Raw genomic sequence first — 15,460 nt, forward strand, 5'->3', positions numbered from 1 at the left:
AGATCTGTTGAGCACGGCGACCGTCCGGACCGACGTGGACACGGGGAGCACCGCCGGGGACGGCCTGCTGGAACTCACCGGCGCCCAGCTGGGGATCTGGAACGCCCAGCGCCTGGAGCCGGACTCGCCGTACTACGTGGTCGGCGACGTCCTGCAGATCTCCGGTGACGCCCCGGTCGACGTCCCGGCACTGGTCGAGGCGGTCCGGGCGACCGTGGAGGAGGCGGAGACGCTGCGCCTGCGGCTGGTGACCACACCGGACGGCCCGCGGCAGTACGTCGACCCGGACCCGGTCCCGCCGCCACCCGTCGTCGACCTGCGGGACGACCCCGACCCGCACGCCGCGGCCCGCGACCTCGTCGCCGCCGAGCGGGCCCGGATCGCCGCCGGCTGCCGGGACATGACCGGCCGGTCGCTGTTCCGGCCGTCGGTCGCGGTGCTCGGCGACACCGAGGTCCACTACCTGCAACTCGGCCACCACCTGGTGTTCGACGGCTACTCCGCCACCCAGCTCTGCCGCCGGATCGGGGCCCGCTACACCGCCGCCGTCCGCGGGGAGGAGCCGCCGCGATGCCCGTTCCGGCCGTTCGCGGACCTCGTCGCCGCCGACCTGGAGTACCGGGCGGGCGAGCAGGCCGGGCAGGACCGGGCGTTCTGGCGGGACCTGCTGACCCCGCTGCCCGAGGCCCCGGGCGGCCCGCCGCCCCCGGACGGCCCGGCCGCGGCGACCGTGACCGCGCACCGCGAGCTCGGCCCGGACACGATCGCCCGCCTGAAGGAGGTCGCCGACGGCGCCGGCGTCACCTGGGGTGAGCTGGTCATCGCCGGGTACGCCGCGTTCCTGCACCGGCTGGAGAGCCGCACCGACGTGGTGTTCGCGCTCCCGCTGATGTGCCGCACCGGGTCCGCGGCGCTGCGCACCCCGGCGATGATGGTCAACGTCCTGCCGCTCCGGCTCGCGGTGCGCCCCGGGGACCGGCTCGACGAGCTGGGCCGCCGCACCGCCGCGGCGTTGCGCGACGTCCGCGCGCACCAGCGGTTCCGTGGCGAGGACCTGCCCCGGGAGCTGCCCGGGTCGGGCGAGCTGCTGCACGGGCGCGGGATCAACCTGAAGGCGTCGTTCGACTTCGGTGTCCGGCTGGGCGGGTCGACCGGCGTGCTCGTGAACGTGGCGGGCGGCCCGCCGGAGGACCTCGGCCTGACCGCCACCCCCACCGCGGCCGGCGGCCTGCTCCTCGGCTTCGAGGCCGACGCCCGCACCAACGACGAACCGGTGCTGCGCCGCCGTCTCGACGCGCTGGCCGACCTGCTCACCGCGCTCGCAGGGCCCGGTCTGCCCCCGGTCGGCGCGGTGCGGCTGCTCGCGCCCGACGAGCGGGACCGGGCCCTCGCCGCGCTCGACCGCCCGGCCCCGGCCGGCACGCCGAAGGACCTGCCGGAGCTGCTCGACGACCTCGCCGCGGACCCGGACCGGCCCGCGCTCGTGCACGGGGGCGTCCGCCTCACCGCGGGGGAGCTGGTCGGGCGGGTGCGGGAGCTGTCCGCCGCGCTGCGCGGGCGGGGGCTCGGACCGGGCGACGTGGTCGCGGTGTCGCTGCCCCGCGAACCCGCGCTCGTCGTGGCACTGCTCGCCGTGCTCGACGCCGGGGCCGCGTTCCTGGTGCTCGATCCGGCGCACCCGCCGCAGCGGCGCCGTGACCTGCTCGACGACGCTCGCCCGGCCCTGCTGCTGGCCACCCCGGAGACCGTCGCCGACCTGCCGGCGCCCGCCTGCGCCGTCCTCGACCCGACCGGACCGCTCCCGGCCGGGACCGCGGCGACCGGGCCGCTCGACCCGGACCGCCCGGCCTACGTGCTCTACACGTCCGGCTCCACCGGCCGCCCCAAGGGCGTCCTCGCCCGGGCCGGCGGCCTCGCCGGGCTGGTGCACCACCACCGCGGCACCCTCGTCGCGGAGGCGGAACGCGCGGTAGGGCGTGGCCTGCGCGCCGCGCACACCTACTCGTTCGCCTTCGACGCGGCGCTGGACCAGCTGACCTGGCTGCTGACCGGGCACGAGCTGCACCTCTACGGCACCGACCTGGTCCGCGACGGCGAGGCACTCGCAGCGGCGCTGCGTGCCGACCGGATCGACGTCGTCGACACCACGCCGTCGCTGGCGGGGCCGCTGCTCGACGCCGGCCTGCTGGACGGCGAGCACCGCCCCGTGCTGCTGGTCCTCGGCGGCGAGGCCACCCCGGCGCCGCTGTGGCGCCGGGTCGCCGAGTCCGGGGTCACCGCCTACAACCTCTACGGCCCGACCGAGGCCACGGTGGACGCGACCCTCGCGCCCGTCACCGGTGGGCACCCGACGATCGGCCTCCCGCTGGCGGGCACCCGTGCCCACCTGCTCGACGCCGCGCTGGAGCCGGTCGCGGCGGGCGAGCCCGGCGAGCTCTACCTGGCCGGTCCGCACCTCGCGCTCGGCTACCTGGACCGGCCCGGCACGACCGCGGAACGGTTCGTCGCGAACCCGTTCGGGCCGGGGCGGATGTACCGCACCGGTGACCGGGCCCGGCTCACCGGCGCGGGCCTGGAGTTCCTCGGCCGCGACGACGGCCAGGTCAAGATCCGCGGCTACCGGGTCGAGCTCGGCGAGGTCGAGGCCGAGCTGGCCGCGGTGCCCGGGGTCGGCGCCGCCGCCGTGACGGTCCGCGCCGACGCCGGCCGTGACCGGCTCGTCGGCTACGTGACCGGCGACCTCACCCCGGACGCCGTACGCGACGCGCTCGCCGCGCGCCTGCCCGAGCACCTCGTGCCGTCCGCGGTGCTGGTCCTCGACGCCCTCCCGACCACGGTCAACGGCAAGCTCGACCGGGCGGCGCTGCCCGCACCGGCGCCGTCGGCCGCCTCCCGGGCCCCCGCGACCGACGCCGAGCGGTCGCTGCACGACGTCGTCGCCGGGGTGCTGGGCACCGAGCGGGTCGACGTGGACGACGACTTCCTCGCCCTCGGCGGCGACTCGATCTCCGCGATCGCCGTCGGCAGCAGGCTGCGTGAGGCCGGGCTGGAGCTCCGCCCGCGGGACCTGCTGGCCCGGCGCAGCCTGGCGGCCCTCGCCGCCATGAGCAGTGCCGCCACCCCGGCCGCCACCGGCCCGGACGTGGTCCCGGACGAGCCGGCCGGCCCGGTCCCGGCGCCCCCCATCGTCCGCGGGCTGCTCGCCCCGAACCGCGACCCGGCGTCGATCGCCGGGTACGCCCAGTGGACCGCGCTGCGGATCGACGTCCCGGCCCGCACCCCGGACCTGGCCGCCGCCGTCGGCGCGGTGCTGGACCGGCACGACGCGCTGCGCCTGCGCTGCGTGGACGGGGTGCCGGCCGTGCTCCCGGCCGGTGCCGTCGACGCCGCCCGGGCGTTCCGGGAGGCCGCGACCGGGCCGCTCACCGACGACCGGGTCGCCGACCTCGCCGGGCTGCTGGCCGGAGAGCTCGATCCCGCCGCGGCGGACCTGGTCCGGGTGCTGCTGGCCCGGACCGGCGAGGGCACCCCGGACCGGCTGCTCGTCGTCGTCCACCATCTCGCCGCCGACGGCGTCTCCTGGCGGGTGCTGCTGCCCGACCTGCACCGCGCGTGGACCGCCGCGGCCCGCGGGGACGATCCCGCGCTGCCCCGCACCGGCGCGTCCTGGCGGCGGCACGCGGCCGTGCTCGCCGAGCAGGGCGAGAGCGGGGCCCGCCGCGACGAGCTGCCGTACTGGCGGTCCGCCGCCGCCGCGACCGTCCGGATCGGGGACCGTCCGCTGGACCCGCGTCGCGACACCGTCGCCACCGCACGCCACGACCGGACCGTGCTCGACGCCGGGCAGACCGCCGCGCTGGTCGAGCGGCTGCCGGCCGCCTACCGGGCCGGTGTCGACGAGGTGCTGCTGGCCGCGCTCGCCCTCACCCTGCGCACCGTCACGGGAGCGACCGACGCCGTCACGGTCGGCACCGAGGGCCACGGCCGCGAGTCCGCCCGTCTGGACCTGGCCGGGACGGTCGGCTGGTTCACCGTCGAGCACCCGGTCCGGCTCCCGCTCGGGGAGGTCGCCTGCCCGGACGCGCTGCGCGAGGCGCTCGCCGGCGGGCCCGCCGCCGGCCGCCTGCTTCGCGCGGCGAAGGAAGCCGCCCGCGCCGTCCCCGGTGACGGCTCGGGACACGGCGTGCTCCGGTGGCTCGACCCGCGCACCCGCGCGGAGCTCGGCGACGACGCCCCGCCGGACGTGCTGGTCAACTACCTGGGACGGTTCGCCGCGTCGCCGGGGGCGGGCTGGCGGATGCCGGAGGGCTCGGCGTTCGCGGTGACGGAGCCGCCCGGCAAGGCCCTCGAGCAGCTGCTCGCGCTGAACTGCTTCCTGACCGGCGGAGCCGGCGGTGAGTGCCTCTCCGTCGAGTGGACCGCCGCCGGTGCCGCACTCGGCCCGGACCGGGTCGCGGAGGTGCAGCGCGCCTTCGCCGCCGCCGTCGCCGGGCTGGCCGCGCACGCCGCCGGGCTCGGCACCGGCGACGGCGGGCTCACCCCGTCCGACCTGCCGCTGGTCGGGCTCGACCAGGCCACGATCGACGAGCTCCAGCAGGAGCGCCCGGTCGCCGACGTGCTCCCGGCGACCGCGCTGCAGGCCGGGCTGTCGTTCCACAGCATGGCGCTCGCCGACGGCGACACCGACGTCTACGTGGTGCAGGCCGTCGTCACCCTGGCCGGGGACCTCGACCCGGACCGGATGCGCGCGGCGGCGGCGGAGCTGCTGCGCCGGCACCCGCCGCTGCGGATCCACCTGGCCGCGCTCGACGACGGCCGGGTCGTCCAGGTCGTCCCGGCCGGTGTCGACCTCGACTGGCGGTTCGCCGACCTGACCGGGGACGACGACCCGGCCGCCGCGTTCGCCCGGGTGGCCGCGGCCGAGCAGGCCCGGCCCTTCGACCCGGCCCGCCCGCCGCTGATCCGGTTCCTGCTGGCCCGGCTCGGGCCCGGCGACCACCGGCTGGCGATCACGAACCACCACGCGCTGCTCGACGGCTGGTCGATGCCGCTGGTCGGGAAGGCCCTGCTCGCGATCCACGACGAGCTGGGCGGCGGCCCGGCCGTCCCGCCCCCGCCGCCGGTCGCCGACCACTTCGCCTGGCTCGCCGCCCGTGACCACGACGCAGGCCGCCGGGCCTGGCGTGAGCTCCTCGACGGCGTCGACGAGGGCACCCGGATCGCGCCGGGCGCGACCGGCACGACGGTCGCCCGGCCCGAGCGGCACCCCGTCGCGCTCGGCGCGGGGTTCAGCGCGTCGCTGCGCCGGTTCGCCCGGGAGCGCGGCGTCACCCTGACCGCGGTGCTGCACACCGCATGGGGGATCGTCCTCGGCCGGGCGACCGGCCGCCGCGACGTCCTGTTCGGACAGCCGGTCTCCGGTCGCCCGGCCGAGGTCCCCGGCGTCGAGCGGATGGTCGGGCAGCTCGGCAACACCGTCCCGGTGCGGGTCCGCTGGGCACCGGGGGACACGGCGGCCGCGGTGCTCGGGGCGGTGCACGACCGGTCCGTCGCGATGTCCGAGCACCATCACGTGGGGCTGCCGGACGTGCAGCGCGACGCCGGTGCCGGCGACCTGTTCGACACGATGCTGGTGATGGAGAACTTCCCGGCCGCCGAGCGCCGTCCGGCCGCCGGCCCCGGCCCGGGCCCCGTCCTGGCCGGGGTCGAGATCGCCGACGCGACGCACTACCCGCTGACCGTCGTCGTGATCCCGGACGACGAGATCGTGATCGGCCTCGGGTACCAGCCCGCGGCCCTGAGCGGTGGCGCGGTCCGCGCGCTGGGCCACGCCCTGCACACCGTGCTCCACGAGCTGGTCGCCGACCCCGAGCGTCCGGCGACGGCGCTGCCGCTGCTCGATCCCGCGGCCCGCGCCGAGGCCCTCCGCGTCGCCGACGGCGGCCCGGGTGCGACCTTCACCCTCGCCGAACGGTTCGCCGGCTGGGTCGCCTCCCGGCCGGACCACCCGGCGGTGCAGTGCCGGGACCGGGTGCTCACCTACGCCGAGCTGGACGCCCGGGCCGACGCGCTGGCCCGCGAGCTGGTGCGCCGCGGGGTGCGGCCCGAGCAGCCGGTCGCGGTGCTGCTCGACCGGGACGTCGAGATGCCGCTGGCGATCATCGGCATCCTCCGCGCCGGTGCGGTCTACCTGCCGCTCGATCCGGCCTACCCGCAGGCCCGGCTGGAGACGATGGTGTCCGACGCGGCCCCGGTCGCGGCGCTCACCGTCGGTGCCACGACCGGCGGCGACGCGGAACGCCTGCTCGCCGAGCGTGGCGTGCCGCGGATCCGGCTGGACGAGGTGCTCGTGGGCGGCGACGGCCCGCCATTGCCGCCCTACGACCCGGACCGGCTCGCGTACGTCATCTTCACCTCGGGCACGACCGGTCGTCCGAAGCCGGTCGGCGTGCCGCACCGCGGCCTGGCCGACCTGGTCCTGCTGTCCGAGGGCACGTTCGGGGCCACGCCCGACGACCGCGTGCTGCAGTTCGCCTCCACCAGCTTCGACGTCGCCTTCTTCCAGACGGTGATCGCGCTCGCCTCGGGCGGGACCTCGGTCGTCGCACCGGCCGAGGTCCGTGACTCGGCGGACGCGCTGCTCGACCACATCGCCGCCCAGCGGATCACGCTGGCGAACCTGCTGCCGTCGTTCCTCGCCGCGATGCCCGACGACCGCACGCTCCCGCCGGACATCACCCTGCTCGTCGGGGCAGAGCGGCTCGACCCGGCGCTCGCGCGACGCTGGGGCGCCCGCCGCGGGCTGGTCAACTGCTACGGCCCCACCGAGGTCTCGATCAACGCGGTGGCCTGGGCGTACGACCCGGACGACCCGGGGCCGCTGCCCATCGGCGTGCCCGACCCGGGCATCCGCGCCTACGTCCTCGACGGCGGCCTGCAGCCGGTCGGCCCGGACCGCACCGGCGAGCTGTACCTGGCCGGCGCCGGGCTGGCCCGCGGCTACCTGGGGCGGCCGGGGGAGACCGCGTCGTCGTTCGTCGCGAACCCGTTCGGTGCGCCCGGCGAGCGGATGTACCGCACCGGTGACCTGGTGCACCTGCGGGCGGACGGGCAGATCGCGTTCCTCGGCCGGGCCGACCACCAGGTGAAGATCCGCGGGTTCCGGATCGAGCTCGGCGAGATCGAGACCGTGCTCGGGTCCCAGGACGGTGTCCGCGCCGCCACCGTGGTCGTGCGTGACGACCGGCTGGTCGGCTACGTCGTGCCGGCCGGCGGCGCCGCCCCCGCCGTGGAGGCGCTGCGGGCCGCGCTCGCCGCGGAGCTGCCCGCGCACATGGTGCCCACCCACCTCGTGCTGCTCGACCGGCTGCCGCTGACACCGGCCGGGAAGCTGGACCGCGACGCCCTGCCCGCGCCGGACCGCGTCACGGCCGGGCCGTCCCGGGAGCCCGCGACCGAGGCCGAGCGGATCCTGCTCGGCGTGCTGCGGGACGTCCTCGACGACGACACGATCGGCCCCGACGACGACTTCCTCGCCGCCGGCGGCGACAGCATCGTCTCGCTGCAGGTGATCTCCCGGGCCCGCCGGGCCGGCCGGCTGCTGACCGCCCGCGACGTGTTCGACGGCGGCACGGCGGCCGGGATGGCGGCTCGCTCGGTCCCCGCCGCCGACACCCCCGCCGACACCGGCCCGGTCTCCGGGGACGCGCCGCTCACCCCGGTGATGCGCGACCTGCTCCGCCGGGGCGGCAGCGGCCGGCCCGGTGACCCGTCGGCCGGCTACTGCCAGTGGACGGAGACCGTCGTGCCCGCGGGCGGCGACGTGACGCTCTGGCACGCCGTGCTGGACGCGCTGCTGGTGCGGCACGACGCCCTCCGGGCGCACCTCGCCGTGCCGGACACCGGTGGTGAACCGGTGCTGCGGGTCCCCGGTCCGGGCGCCGTCACCGGCGCCGACGTGCTCGTCCGGACCGCGCTCGCGCCCGGCGACGACGCCAGGGCGGTCGCGGACCGGCGGATCGCCGCCGCACGGGACGGGCTCGACCCGTACCGCGGCCCGCTGCTGCGTGCCGAGTGGCTGGACGCCGGACCGGACCGGCCGGGCCGGCTGGTGCTCCTGGCACACCACCTCGTCGTCGACCCGGTGTCGTGGCGGGTGCTGCTCGACGACCTCGCGCAGGCCCACCGGGCCGTCGCGGCCGGCGCGACGCCCGCGCTGCCACCGGTCGGGCGGACCTGGGTCGGCTGGGCCCGGGCGCTGCACGCGGCCACCGACGCCCGCCGCGCGGAGCTCCCGCACTGGCGGGCGGTGACGGCCGCCGCCGACCCCGGCTGGGGTGAGGTCGCCCTCGACCCCGGCCGCGACACCGCCGCCACCGCGCGGCACCACGAGATCCGGCTCGACCCGGCGACGACGGCGGCCGTGCTGACGACGCTGCCGGTCGCGCACGGCACCGGACCCGACGCGGTGCTGCTCACCGCGCTGGCCCGGGCCGCGCACCGCTGGCGCGGCCGGACCGGCGAGCCGGAGCTGCTCGTGGACCTGCAGGGCCACGGCCGTCCGGCGACGGACCCGGACGGCACCGGCGCGCTCGACCTGTCCCGGACCGTCGGCTGGTTCACCACGGTCACCCCGGCGCTGGTCCGCCCCGGTACCGGGGGGCCGGCGGCGGTCGGTGCCCAGCTGCGGGCCGCCGGGGACGGCCTCGGCCACGGTCTGCTGCGGGACGCGCCGGACCGGCCGCTCGGCGACGCCGTCCGGCCCCGGGTGACGGTCAACTACCTGGGCCGGTTCACCGCGCCCACCGGTGCGGACGAGCCGTGGCGGGCCCCGGCCGACGCCGGCGCGCTCGGCTCCGGCGACCCGGCCGCGATGCCGTTCCCGCACGAGCTGGCGGTGAACGCGCTCGCGACCGCCGACGGCGGGGACGGCGCGCCCACCCTCGCCGTCCGGTTCACCTGGCCGGAGGCGCTGTTCGGTGCGGACCGGATCGCCGTGCTCGCCGGGCTCCTGCGCGACGAGCTGGTGGCCCTGGCCGGGGAGGGGACCGCCGGATGAGCGGCGCGGCCCCGGAGACCTCGGACCGGATCGACGCGCCGCTGGTGCGGGCCGCGTTCGTCCTGGTCCTGGGCACGTTCATGGCCACCCTGGACGCGACGATCGTCGCGGTCGGGGTGAGCACCCTGTCCGCTGAGTTCGACGCGAGCCCGGTCGAGATCCAGTGGGTGAGCACCGCGTACCTGCTCGCCGTGGTCGCGGCCGTCCCCACGTCGGGCTGGCTGGTCGACCGGTTCGGCGGTCGCCGGACCTGGATCGTGGCCGTGCTCTGCTTCGTCGTGGCGTCGGCGCTGTGCGCGCTGGCCTGGTCGCTGACGTCGCTGGTCGCGTTCCGGATCCTGCAGGGTCTGGCCGGTGGGCTGCTCCCGCCGACCGGGCAGGCGGTGCTGGCCCGCCTCGCCGGGCCCCGGCGGATCGGCCGGATGATCGCGATCGTCGGTGTCGTCCCGCTGCTCTCGCCGGTGCTCGGCCCGCTCGCCGGCGGGGCGATCCTCGGCGTCGCGAGCTGGCCGTGGCTGTTCTACGTGAACCTGCCGATCGGCCTCGCCGCGGCGGTGGCGGCCGTGCTGCTGGTGCCGCGCGACTCCGCGGCGGCCCGCGGGACGGCGTTCGACGTCCGCGGTGCGCTGCTGCTCCCACCCGGCCTCGCGGTGTTCGTCCTCGGCCTAACGGAGGTCGAGCGCACCGGCGGGGCGCTGCCCGGGGTGCCGGTGTGTCTCGCCGGGCTGGCCATGCTGGGGCTGTTCGTGCTGCACGGCCTCCGGTTCCGCGGCACCCCGCTGATCGACCCGCGGCTCTTCGCGCGCAGCCCGTTCGGTCCGGCCGCGCTCGCACTGGTGATCCTCGGGCTGTCGGTGTTCGGCGCGACCTTCCTGCTCCCGCTCTACCTGCAGTCCGGCCGCGGGCTCGACGCCTGGGAGACCGGCCTGCTTCTCGCGCCCCAGGGCATCGGGGCGCTCGCCGGGTCGCTGCTGGTCAATCGGCTCGTGGACCGGATCGCGCCGCGGAACCTGGTGCTCGCCGGGATCGCGATGGTCGCGCTGGGGACGGTGGTGTTCACGCAGCTCGACCGTGGCCCGGCCGACGCGCTGGTCGCCGCGTCGCTGCTGGTCCGGGGCGCCGGAGGAGCGCTGATCGGGGCACCGGTGATGGCGCTGGTCTACCGGACCATGGCGAAGGAGATGATCCCGCGCGCGGCGAGCGCCCTGAACCTGCTGAACACGCTCGGCGGGTCGGTCGGCACCGCGCTGGTGGCGGTGATCCTGCAGTCCCGGCTGGCGGCGCTCGGCCCGGGTGCGAGCGCCGCCGCGTTCGGGCAGACGTTCTGGTGGGTGCTCGGGTTCTGCCTGCTCGCCCTGGCGGGCGCGACCCGGCTGCCGGGGGTCAGGCCGTCCCGGTGAGGATCCGGTCGAGCTCGTCGAGGACGGCGAGCCCCTGGCCGTAGTGCGAGACGTAGTAGTTCGGCAGGGGGTGCAGGTTCCCGGCCCGCACCGCGCGCAGCGCCCGGAACGTCGGCGCCTGCAGCATCCGCGTGGTGTTGCCGTCGACGCCGCCGCGGGTGTCGGCGAGGTGCAGCAGCACGTCGCAGTCGTCGAGGACACCGACCTCCTCGTAGGACATCCGCTCCGACGCACCCGGCCTGCCCTCGGCGACCGCGGGCAGCCGCGCCCCGATCGCGCCCAGCACCACGCCGCTCCACGACTGCGGCAGGTCGACCAGCGCGGTGCCGGGCGGCCCGCCGCGGACCAGGCCGATCCGGATCCTGCCCAGCAGGTCGCGGTGGCGCTCACCGATCTCACGGGCGCGCTGCTCGTAGCGGCCGCGCAGCGCCTCCGCCTCGGCGCCGCGCCCGACGGCGTCGGCGGCGCGGACGGCCCGCTCCTGCCAGGTCCCGGGAGCGCCGCCGGCGGCGAACAGCAGGGTCGGGGCGACCGCGCCGAGGCGCTCGGGCAGGTCCTCGGCCAGGCCCGGCACCATCGTCCCGAGGATCAGGTCCGGGCGCTGCGCCACGATCGCCTCGTACGACAGCTCCTGCGGCTTGCCGACCTTGGGAAGGGCGTCGTAGGCGGACTGCAGGCCCGGCAGCACGCCACCGACGGTGGCCTCCGCGGTCGCGACGACGGTGAACCCGACGTCGAGCAGGGCGTAGGTCGTGTAGAAGTCCGTCGCCGCCACCCGCTGCGGGGCGACCGGGATCTCGACCGGGCCGGACGCGCCGTCGACCGTGCGGGTCGCCCCGGCGGGCGCCTGCCCGCCGGATCCGCAGGCGGACAGGGTGAGCAGGGCGGCCGAGCCGGCGGCGAGCCCCAGGAGGTCCCGGCGGCTGATCGGCCCGGCGGTGGCGTCGGGTGCGACGAGGAGCGGCATGTCCCGAGTAAAGCGAGCCTAACCTTGTCGGGCAAGGGTCCGCCTTCGGCGTGATCTTCCGGACTCTGCCCCCGCAGCTCTGGCGCGACCGGACAGTTGTCACATATGAACAACTTGTCATCTTTTATGCGGTTCGCTCGCAGTGGAGGTCCCGTGCGCACCCGACCCGTTCCGCGCCGTCTGGTCCCGGCCGCCCTGCTCTCCGCGGCGGCCCTCGTACTGTCAGGCTGCGGCGGCCCGCCCGCCCCGGAGGCGGCCGACCCGGCGGCGGCCGGGGCCGTCACCGAGACGAACTGCGGCCTTCCCGTCACCGTTCCCGGCCCGCCGGAGCGGATCTACGCCCTCTACCAGCCGGCGATCGAGACCGTCCACGCGCTGGGCCTGTCCGACAGGCTCGTCGGCACCGCCTACCTCGACGCGCAGGTGCTCGAGCCCTACGCCGAGGCCCAGGCCGGGGTGCCCTACGTGCCGGACCTCCCGACCCGCGAGGCCCTGCTGGCGGCGACCCCGGACTTCGTCATGTCCGGCTACAACAACGCGTTCGCGACCTCCGGGACCGAGGGCATCAGCACCCGGGCCGACCTCGCCGGGCTCGGTGTGCAGAGCTGGATCTCGGCGCCGCTGTGTCCCTCCGCGGACGGACTGTCCGACGAGGCGATCGACCCCGACCAGGTGTCGATGGAGACCGTCCACGAGGACCTCCGCGGTCTCGGCCGGGTGTTCGGCGTCGAGGAGCGGGCCGAGGAGCTCGTCGCCGACCTGCAGGCCCGGGCGACGGCCGTCGAGGAGCGGGTGGCGGGCAGGCCGCGCCCGTCGGTCGCGATCCTGCTCAACGACGACGACGGCAGCTACCGGGTCGCCTCCGGGATCGACTTCGGCACCAGGGTGCTGGAGATGGCCGGCGCCGAGAACGCCTTCGCCGACCTCCGCGAGCGGCGCCACGTCGCGGTGTCCAAGGAGGAGCTGATCGCCAGGGACCCGGACGTCATCCTCACCTCGACCTGCTGCGACGCCACGACGACCGTCGCCGACGGCGAGGCCGACGTGCAGAAGGTCCGCGACGACCCCGCGCTGTCCGGCAGCACCGCGGTGCGTGAGGGGAAGGTCTTCCCGTTCCTCTTCGCCGACCGTGCTGCCGGTATCCGCGGTCCGCACGCCGCCGAGCGGGTCGCGGACCTGGTCCACCCCGAGTGACGGCGACCGCCCCCGCTCCGGTGCTCCGGCCCCGGCCGGCCGCTCCGTGGGCGGTGCCGGGCGGGCTGCTCGTGGTCGCCGCCGCCACCGTGCTGTCGATGAAGGTCGGTGCCCGGCCGCTGTCCTGGGCGGAGCTGGCCGACGGGCTCCTGCGGTTCGGCGGCTCGCCGGCCGACATCGTCGTCCGGCACGTGCGGCTGCCGCGGACGCTCGCCGGCCTGATCACCGGCGCCTGCCTCGGCCTGGCGGGTGCCGTGGCACAGGGGATCACCCGCAACCCGCTCGCCGGGCCGGGCACGCTCGGGGTGAACGCCGGTGCGGCCGGGGCGATGATCCTCGTGATGGCGTCGGCGGGCATCGGCTCGCTGGCCGGCCACGTCTGGTTCGGCTTCCTGGGCGGTGCGCTGGCGGCGCTCGCCGTCTACGCGATCGGCGGGTCCGGGCGCGACGGCGCGACCCCGGTGAAACTGGCGCTGGCCGGAGCCGCGGTCAGTGCGCTGATCACGGCGGCGACGTCGGCGGTCGTGCTGCTCGACCGGGAGCTGTTCGCCCGGTTCCGGTACTGGATCGTCGGCTCGCTGGCCCGCGCCGATCTCCTCACGGTCGGGCAGGCCGTGCCGTTCGCCGTCGCCGGGGTGCTGCTCGCGGTCGCGCTGGTCCGGCGCCTCGACGCCGTCGCGCTCGGCGAGGACACCTCCCGCAGCCTCGGTGCCCGGCCCGGCCTCACCCGACTCACCGGGCTGGTGGCGGTCGTCGTCCTGGCCGGGACGGCGACGGCGGTCGCGGGGCCCGTGGCGTTCGTCGGGCTGGTCGCGCCGCACGCCGCGCGGGCGCTGGTGGGCACCGCCCACCGGTGGGTGCTGCCGGTGTCCGCGCTGCTCGCGGCGGGCCTCGTGCTGCTCGCCGACGTCGCGGGCCGGGTGGTGATCGCGCCCGAGGAGGTGCAGATCGGGGTGACCGCGGCCGTGCTCGGCGGCCCGGTGTTCCTGCACCTCGTGCGGACGCGGAAGGTGGCCGCCCTGTGAGCGCGCCGGGGACGCTCGTGTTCCGCCGTGGCCCGGTCTCCGCGCGGGTGGGTGTCCGCGGGCTGCTGCTCGGGGCAGCGGTCTGGCCGGCTGCGGTCGCCGTCGCGCTGTGGGCGACGACGGTCGGCGAGTACCCGATGCCGCTCGCGACCGTGCTCGACACGCTCGCCGGGAACGGCACGCTGCTCACCTACGACGTCGTCGTGAACCACCGGCTGCCCCGCGCGATCACCGGGGTGCTGGTCGGCGCGGCCTTCGGGATCGCAGGCGCCCTGTTCCAGCGGATCGCGCGCAACCCGCTGGTCAGTCCGGACGTGATCGGGATCAACGCGGGGGCGTCGGCCGGTGCGATCGTGATGATCATCGGGTTCGGGGCCTCCGCCGCCTGGGTGACCGGCGGGGCGCTCGCCGGGGCCGGGGTCGCCGCCGTCGCGGTGTACACGATCGCCTACCGGAACGGGTTCTCCGGCTACCGGCTCGTGCTGGTCGGGATCGGCGTCGCCGCGATCCTCAGCGCGGCGGCGACGTTCCTGCTCGGCCGGGCCGACGTCAATGCCGCCCACCAGGCGGCGATCTGGCTGGTGGGGAGCCTGTCCGGCCGGTCGTGGCCGGACGTCGTGCCGGTCGCGCTGGGCCTGTGCCTGCTGCTGCCACCGGTGCTGGGCCTGACCCGGCGGTTGCAGGTGCTGGAGCTGGGCGACGACCTCGCCCGGTCGCTCTCGCCCCGGATCGGCCGGGCCCGTGCCGTGCTGCTGGCCTGCGCCGTCGGACTGTCGGCGGTCGCGACCGCCTCGGCGGGGCCGGTCGGCTTCGTCGCGCTCGTCGCACCGCAGATCGTGCGACGGGTGCTGGCCGAGCGCAGTCCCGGCCTGCTGGCGTCGGCCGGGACGGGAGCTCTCGTCGTGGTGGCGGCCGACCTGGTGGCCCGCACCGCGTTCCTGCCCCGCGAGCTCCCGGTCGGGGTGCTGACCGCGCTCGTGGGTGCGCCCGTACTCATCGCACTGCTGGTGCGCAGCAACCGGATCGGAGCGAGCGGATGACGCTGACCGGCCAGGACCTCCGCCTCGGCTACACGGCCGCGACGATGGTCGTCGACGGCGAGTCCGTCACGATCCCCGACGGGCGGATCACCGTGATCGTCGGGCCGAACGCGTGCGGCAAGTCGACGCTGCTGCGCGGGCTCGCCGGGCTGATGCGCCCGCACGGCGGCCGGGTACTGCTCGACGGCGCCGAGCTCGCCGGGCTGCCCGCGACCGAGGTGGCCCGGCGGATCGGCGTGCTGCCCCAGCAGCCGGCCACCCCCGACGGGATCACCGTCGCCGATCTCGTCGGGCGCGGGCGGCACCCGCACCAGCGCTGGTTCCGGCAGTGGTCCGCCGACGACGAGCGCGCCGTCGCCGCCGCCCTGGCCGCGACCGGGCTGGACGACCTCGCCGACCGGCCCGTCGCCGAGCTCTCGGGCGGGCAGCGCCAGCGCGCCTGGATCGCGCTGGTGCTCGCCCAGGGCCCGGAGACGATGCTGCTCGACGAGCCGACGACGTTCCTCGATCTCGCCCACCAGCTCGACGTCCTGGAGCTGCTGCGCGGGGTCAACGCCGGGCAGGGGCGGACGGTCGTGATGGTGCTGCACGACCTGGAGCTCGCCGCGCGCTACGCGCACCACCTGATCGCGATGTCGGACGGGCGGATCGTCGCCGAGGGCGCCCCGTCCGACGTCGTCACCTCCGAGCTCGTGTCGTCGGTGTTCGGGGTGGACGCGCTCGTCATGCCGGACCCGCTCACCGGGACACCGCTGGTGCTGCCGCGCCCGCGCTGA

7 protein-coding genes are annotated in these 15,460 nt (G+C 77.1%); 6 read left to right on the forward strand and 1 reads right to left on the reverse strand.

What is annotated here, in order from left to right; genetic code table 11:
* Window positions 1–7 precede the first annotated feature (7 nt).
* Window positions 8–9,058 (forward strand): non-ribosomal peptide synthetase, encoded by a 9,051-nt coding sequence (locus tag PP1_RS19265; RefSeq protein ID WP_249266056.1) that lies wholly within the window; start codon window positions 8–10, stop codon window positions 9,056–9,058.
* A complete protein-coding gene (locus PP1_RS19270) occupies window positions 9,055–10,458 on the forward strand; it encodes a DHA2 family efflux MFS transporter permease subunit (RefSeq protein ID WP_010235504.1) in 1,404 nt (467 codons plus the stop codon). The genes PP1_RS19265 and PP1_RS19270 overlap by 4 nt, the downstream gene beginning before the upstream one ends.
* Here the strand turns inward: PP1_RS19270 and PP1_RS19275 are convergent.
* Entirely contained in the window at window positions 10,442–11,425 is a 984-nt protein-coding gene (locus tag PP1_RS19275) for an ABC transporter substrate-binding protein (protein WP_075314774.1), read from the reverse strand. The two genes, PP1_RS19270 and PP1_RS19275, sit on opposite strands and share 17 nt — an antisense overlap.
* A 153-nt stretch (window positions 11,426–11,578) precedes the next feature.
* On the opposite strand from PP1_RS19275, the gene PP1_RS19280 reads away from it, so the two are divergent.
* The 4 genes from PP1_RS19280 to PP1_RS19295 are packed head-to-tail and all read left to right on the forward strand — an operon-like array spanning window position 11,579 to window position 15,460.
* Window positions 11,579–12,619 carry an ABC transporter substrate-binding protein gene (locus tag PP1_RS19280; protein ID WP_010226770.1) on the forward strand — a complete coding sequence of 347 codons (1,041 nt, stop codon included), beginning with the start codon at window positions 11,579–11,581 and terminating at the stop codon, window positions 12,617–12,619.
* Window positions 12,616–13,644 (forward strand): FecCD family ABC transporter permease, encoded by a 1,029-nt coding sequence (locus PP1_RS19285; protein WP_010226772.1) that lies wholly within the window; start codon window positions 12,616–12,618, stop codon window positions 13,642–13,644. The genes PP1_RS19280 and PP1_RS19285 overlap by 4 nt, the downstream gene beginning before the upstream one ends.
* Window positions 13,641–14,684, forward strand: a complete 1,044-nt coding sequence (locus PP1_RS19290; protein ID WP_010226774.1) for a FecCD family ABC transporter permease — start codon at window positions 13,641–13,643, stop codon at window positions 14,682–14,684. The genes PP1_RS19285 and PP1_RS19290 overlap by 4 nt, the downstream gene beginning before the upstream one ends.
* Window positions 14,681–15,460, forward strand: a complete 780-nt coding sequence (locus PP1_RS19295; protein ID WP_010226777.1) for an ABC transporter ATP-binding protein — start codon at window positions 14,681–14,683, stop codon at window positions 15,458–15,460. Before PP1_RS19290 ends, PP1_RS19295 begins: the two co-directional genes overlap by 4 nt.

The sequence above is a fragment of the Pseudonocardia sp. P1 genome (assembly GCF_000178675.2).
GTDB lineage: Bacteria > Actinomycetota > Actinomycetes > Mycobacteriales > Pseudonocardiaceae > Pseudonocardia.